Annotated in this window: 1 protein-coding gene; it reads right to left on the reverse strand. The window is 57.6% G+C overall.

Going from position 1 to position 236, the window contains the following annotated elements:
* Positions 1-49 precede the first annotated feature (49 nt).
* Positions 50-236: hypothetical protein (locus CKO35_RS17835; RefSeq protein WP_207143916.1), on the reverse strand; the 187-nt coding region annotated here is incomplete at its 5' end.

Raw genomic sequence — 236 nt, forward strand, 5'->3', positions numbered from 1 at the left:
ATCGAGATGGAGTACAACAGCGACCGGCTCCACTCGTCCCTGGGGTACATCACCCCTCAGCAACATTTTTTAGCGGTTGCTGCTTAATCCGTGTCCGCTGCGACTTGACCAGAACAAACTGTGCATGTTCCATCTCCGGAAGTCCAGGCTTCGGTTTGCGGATCGAACGACGGGCGTCGGTTTGGCGGTATCGCCAGACTGTACGGAAAACCGGCCTTGGACCGGCTGGCGCGTTC

Origin of the sequence: Ectothiorhodospira shaposhnikovii (genome assembly GCF_016584105.1) — a bacterium.
In the GTDB taxonomy this organism is placed as follows: Bacteria; Pseudomonadota; Gammaproteobacteria; order Ectothiorhodospirales; family Ectothiorhodospiraceae; genus Ectothiorhodospira; species Ectothiorhodospira shaposhnikovii.